5 protein-coding genes are annotated in these 4,990 nt (G+C 71.4%); all 5 read left to right on the top strand.

Annotated elements, in window-relative coordinates:
* Positions 1-53: 53 nt before the first annotated feature.
* The 5 genes from FNH08_RS44340 to cseC all read left to right on the top strand — a co-directional run bounded on the left by FNH08_RS44340 (position 54) and on the right by cseC (position 4,894).
* On the top strand, positions 54-902 hold the full coding sequence (locus FNH08_RS44340) for an HhH-GPD family protein (RefSeq protein WP_322726438.1): 849 nt from the start codon (positions 54-56) through the stop codon (positions 900-902).
* A 427-nt stretch (positions 903-1,329) separates the two neighbouring features.
* Positions 1,330-1,869: a SigE family RNA polymerase sigma factor gene (locus FNH08_RS44335; RefSeq protein ID WP_152777176.1), complete on the top strand. Its 540-nt coding sequence runs from the start codon at positions 1,330-1,332 to the stop codon at positions 1,867-1,869.
* Positions 1,857-2,522 (top strand): hypothetical protein, encoded by a 666-nt coding sequence (locus FNH08_RS44330; protein ID WP_152777175.1) that lies wholly within the window; start codon positions 1,857-1,859, stop codon positions 2,520-2,522. Before FNH08_RS44335 ends, FNH08_RS44330 begins: the two co-directional genes overlap by 13 nt.
* Positions 2,523-2,593: 71 nt before the next feature.
* A complete protein-coding gene (gene cseB / locus FNH08_RS44325; protein ID WP_152777174.1) occupies positions 2,594-3,301 on the top strand; it encodes a two-component system response regulator CseB in 708 nt (235 codons plus the stop codon).
* 336 nt (positions 3,302-3,637) lie between these two features.
* Positions 3,638-4,894, top strand: coding sequence for a two-component system sensor histidine kinase CseC (gene cseC / locus FNH08_RS44320; RefSeq protein ID WP_228034747.1), 1,257 nt, complete (start codon positions 3,638-3,640; stop codon positions 4,892-4,894).
* Positions 4,895-4,990: the final 96 nt, after the last annotated feature.

Raw genomic sequence — 4,990 nt, 5'->3', positions numbered from 1 at the left:
TCCCCACCCCCACCACACCGACGCCCGCCCGAGGCACCCTTCACGAGCCGGTCATCGACTGGTTCGACACACACGCCCGCGACCTGCCCTGGCGGCGGCCCGAGGCCGGGCCCTGGGGGGTGATGGTCAGTGAGTTCATGCTGCAGCAGACCCCCGTCAACCGCGTCCTGCCCGTCTACGAGCAGTGGTTGGCCCGCTGGCCCCGCCCCGCGGACCTCGCCAAGGAGGCCCCCGGAGAGGCCGTACGCGCATGGGGCCGCCTCGGTTACCCGCGCCGCGCCCTCCGTCTGCACGGCGCCGCGGTCGCCATAACGGAACGGCACGGCGGCGACGTACCCACGGAACACGCGCAGTTGCTCGCGCTGCCCGGCATCGGCGAGTACACGGCCGCCGCGGTGGCGTCGTTCGCGTACGGGCAGCGGCACGCCGTCCTCGACACCAACGTGCGCCGCGTCATCGCCCGCGCGGTGACCGGCGTGCAGTACCCGCCGAACGCGACGACCGCCGCCGAGCGCAGGCTCGCCCGCGAGCTGCTGCCCGACGACGAGGGCACCGCCTCCCGATGGGCCGCCGCCTCCATGGAGTTGGGCGCCCTGGTGTGCACGGCGAAGAACGAGACGTGCCACCACTGCCCGATCGCCGCGCAGTGCGCGTGGCGGCTCGCCGGGAAGCCCGCGCACGACGGCCCCGCCCGCCGTGGCCAGACCTACGCCGGCACCGACCGTCAGGTCCGCGGCAAGCTGCTCGCCGTACTGCGGGAAGCCGTCGCGCCCGTACCGCAGTCGGTTCTCGACCGGGTGTGGGACGAGCCGGTGCAGCGCGCCCGCGCCCTGGACGGGCTGGTCGCCGACGGCCTGGTGGAGCCCCTGCCGGGCGGTCTGTACCGCCTGCCGCTGACCTGATCGCGGACGAGGAGGGCGTGACCGCGTACTCGTGCCGGTGACGGCGACCGCCCCGTAACGGCGACGGCCGCCGTCACCCAGCACGGTCCACACGGTCACGCCCACACGGCCTCCCGCCCTCAGCTGTGTCACAGCCCTCTGCCCACCGACACACAACCGTCGCCCGGCAAATCACCCCATACACGCGCCAAAAAGGCCCGCTCTTTATCTCGGCCCTACTTCCGTTACACAACCGACGGACAGCCGAGCGTTCTCCGCAGGCTCCCTCGGACAGCCCCGTGACAACCGCTCCGTAGCTTCATTGGCGTACCGCACGAACACGCGAACGCACGAACACGCGACACGCGAACAGCGGTACGGCGACCAGCGAGAGCGACCGGCGGCGGACAGGGACACCGCCGGGACACGGGGAACGGAGGCGGTTGGAATGGCGCAGGGCGAGGTGCTCGAATTCGAGGAGTACGTCCGCACCCGGCAGGACGCGCTGCTGCGCAGCGCCCGCCGGCTGGTTCCGGACCCGGTCGACGCACAGGACCTGCTGCAGACGGCCCTCGCACGGACGTACGGCCGCTGGGACGGCATAGCCGACAAGCGGCTCGCGGACGCCTACCTCCGCCGCGTGATGATCAACACCCGGACCGAGTGGTGGCGGGCCCGCAAGCTGGAGGAAGTGCCGACCGAGCAGCTCCCGGACGCCTCCGTCGACGACTCCACCGAGCAGCACGCCGACCGCGCCCTGCTGATGGATGTGATGAAGGTTCTCGCTCCCAAGCAACGCAGCGTCGTGGTGCTGCGACACTGGGAGCAGATGTCCACGGAGGAGACGGCCGCGGCCCTGGGCATGTCGGCCGGAACCGTCAAGAGCACGCTGCACCGGGCGCTGGCCCGGCTCCGCGAGGAGCTGGAGAGCCGCGACCTGGGCGCCCGCGCGCTCGAGCGTGAGGAGCGGGAGCGTTGCGCGGCCTGAGCAACCGGCCCGGGCCGGACGGCCCCAGCCACGCCCAGAAGGCGGTGATCACGGCAGGAGCCATGATCACCGCCCTCGGGCTTTTCGTCGCCGCCTGCGGCACCGGCGGCACCGGAGCCCGTGACGAGGGCCCGGCGGACAACGACTCCCTCGCGCAGGGCGCCGCCTCCCCCACCGCCACAGCCACCGAGGACCGCGACAGCATGGCCAAGGTGGTCAAACTGGTCAAGGCCGACCCCAAGGTCAGCAAGGAGGTCAAACGGGATCTCCAGCCGTGCGTCGCCGACGAGTACCCGGTCGACGTGTCGTACGGCAAGCTGACCGGCGCGTCGGCCAACGACATCGTGGTCAACGTGATGACCTGCAGTGACGCGGTCGGCGTCGCGTCGTACGTGTTCCGCGAGCGGCGCAGCGGGTACGAGAACGTCTTCCGTGCCGAGGAACCCCCGGTGTACGCGGAGATCGACCGTGGCGAGCTGGTGGTGACCCAGCAGTTGTACGCCAAGGGCGACCCGGTCGAGTTCCCGTCCAGCGAGGAAGTGATCACCTACCGCTGGGCCAAGCACCGCTTCACGGAACAGTCCCGTACGCACAATGACTACAGCAACGCGGTGGGAGACACGGACACCCCGGAGCCGGTCCCCGCGAATTGACGCCGACGAAGTGACACCGACGAAGTGACACCGACGAAGTGACGCCGACAGAGAGTGACTGAGAGCAGCGGATGGCAGAGCAGACCCACGTCCTGTTCGTCGAGGACGACGACGTCATCCGCGAGGCCACCCAGCTCGCGCTGGAGCGGGACGGCTTCGCGGTCACGGCCATGCCGGACGGGCTGGCGGGCCTCGACGCGTTCCGTACCGACCGCCCCGACATCGCGCTGCTGGACGTGATGGTGCCGGGTCTGGACGGGGTCAGTCTCTGCCGGCGCATCAGGGACGAGTCGACCGTTCCCGTGATCATGCTGTCGGCCCGCGCCGACTCCATCGACGTCGTCCTCGGTCTGGAGGCGGGCGCGGACGACTACGTGACCAAGCCGTTCGACGGCGCGGTGCTGGTCGCGCGTATCCGGGCGGTACTGCGCCGGTTCGGGCACGCTAGCGGCGGCGCGGCGAAGGGGGACGGCCACGAGGCCGAAGCGGTCGGCGGCGTTCTCACCTTCGGTGAGCTGGAGGTCGACACCGAGGGCATGGAGGTACGGCGGTCCGGGCAGCCGGTGGCGTTGACGCCGACGGAGATGCGGCTGCTGCTGGAGTTCTCCTCGGCTCCCGGCACGGTGCTGTCCCGTGACAAGCTGCTCGAACGTGTGTGGGACTACGGCTGGGGCGGTGACACCCGGGTCGTGGACGTCCATGTGCAGCGGCTGCGGACGAAGATCGGTCAGGACCGGATCGAGACCGTCCGCGGTTTCGGCTACAAACTCAAGGCCTGAGCAGGGGTAACAGAGGTAAGAGGCATGCGGGGGACTTTCGAACGGCCGCCGTCGGGAAGTCCGGACAGACGTCCGGACGGACGAGCGGCGAAACACCTGGGGGGCCGACCGGCGGAAGGCCAGCCGGATCTGACGGGCCTGACGGATCTGACGGGCCTGACGGGTCTGTCTGGTCGATCGGCGGAGGGCCTGTCGGCACGACCGGCGGGAGACCAGGTGGGACGACCGGCGGGAGGCTCGGTGGAACGGCTGGCGGGAGGCCCGGTGAGTCGGCTGACGCGCACGCGCTCGGGGCTGCGCACGGGGCTGCGCTGGAAGCTGAGCGCGGCGATCGCCATGGTCGGCGCACTGGTGGCGCTCGCGCTGAGCCTGGTCGTGCACAACGCGGCCCGGGTGTCGATGCTGGACAACGCCCGCGACCTGGCGGACGAGCGGATCCAGGTCGCCCAGCGGATGTACGAGGCGGGGCGTCAACAGAACCCGGGGGCGTTCGGGGTGGAGGTCGACGACCCCAGGATCCCGCGCGACCTGCTGGCGAAGGTCTCGGAGGGCCGGCGTGCCACGTATGTCGCGGACGGTCCGAACGGCGTACCGGACATCTGGGCCGCGGTGCCGCTGAAGGACGGCAGGGTGCTGTCCCTCAACACCCGGTTCACCGACCGCAGCGCGGATGTCATGAAGGACCTCGACCAGGCTCTGGTCATCGGCTCGATCGCGGTCGTGTTCGGCGGCTGCGCGCTCGGGGTGCTCATAGGGGGCCAGATGTCACGCCGGCTGCGCAAGGCCGCGGCGGCGGCGAACCAGGTCGCCAAGGGGGAGACCGACGTACGGGTCCGGGACGCGATCGGCGGTGTCGTACGCGACGAGACCGACGACCTCGCGCGGGCCGTGGACGCCATGGCGGACGCGCTCCAGCAGCGCATCGAGGCCGAGCGGAGGGTGACGGCGGACATCGCGCACGAGTTGCGTACCCCGGTCACGGGCCTCCTGACGGCGGCGGAACTCCTGCCTCCGGGGCGCCCCACGGAGCTGGTCCGCGACCGTGCCCAGGCGATGCGCACGCTCGTGGAGGACGTCCTGGAGGTGGCCCGGCTGGACGGTGCCTCCGAGCGGGCCGAGTTGCAGGACATCATGCTGGCCGAGTTCGTGACCCGGCGGGTCGCCGCGAAGGACGCGAACGTGAAGGTGACGGTCGTCCATGAGTCGGAGGTCACTACGGATCCGCGCCGCCTGGAACGCGTCCTGTTCAACCTGCTGGCCAACGCGGCGAAGCACGGCAGGCCGCCGATCGAGGTCACGGTCGAGGGCCGTGTGATCCGGGTCCGCGACCACGGTCCCGGTTTTCCGGAGGAACTGCTGGCCGACGGCCCGCGCCGCTTCCGTACGGGCGCGTCCGACCGTGCGGGCCAGGGCCACGGCCTGGGCCTGACCATCGCTGCCGGCCAGGCCCGGGTGCTCGGGGCGCGGCTGACCTTCCGCAACGTACGCCCGGCCGGCGTGCCGGAGGATGTGCCCGCGGAGGGGGCGGTGGCGGTGCTGTGGCTTCCTGAGCATGCGCCGACGAACACGGGCAGCCATCCCATGCTTCCGTAGGGGGCCGATCTGTGGGGCTGCCGCCCCATGCCCTGTGGGGGGTGTCTGGATGCCCCGTGGGGGGTGTCTGGGGTGCGTGGCTTGGGTGCGGGTGGG

This window comes from Streptomyces spongiae, assembly GCF_009377185.1.
Lineage (GTDB): Bacteria > Actinomycetota > Actinomycetes > Streptomycetales > Streptomycetaceae > Streptomyces > Streptomyces spongiae.
The sequence above is the reverse complement of the archived record's forward strand: the minus strand, read 5'-3'. Positions and strand labels throughout refer to the sequence as shown.

Bases quoted from the DNA above. Each gene is read 5' to 3' on its own strand.
- FNH08_RS44335 (WP_152777176.1), top strand. From the start codon at position 1,330: ATGGCGCAGGGCGAGGTGCTCGAATTCGAGGAGTACGTCCGCACCCGG.
- cseB (WP_152777174.1), top strand. From the start codon at position 2,594: ATGGCAGAGCAGACCCACGTCCTGTTCGTCGAGGACGACGACGTCATC.
- cseC (WP_228034747.1), top strand. From the start codon at position 3,638: ATGGTCGGCGCACTGGTGGCGCTCGCGCTGAGCCTGGTCGTGCACAAC.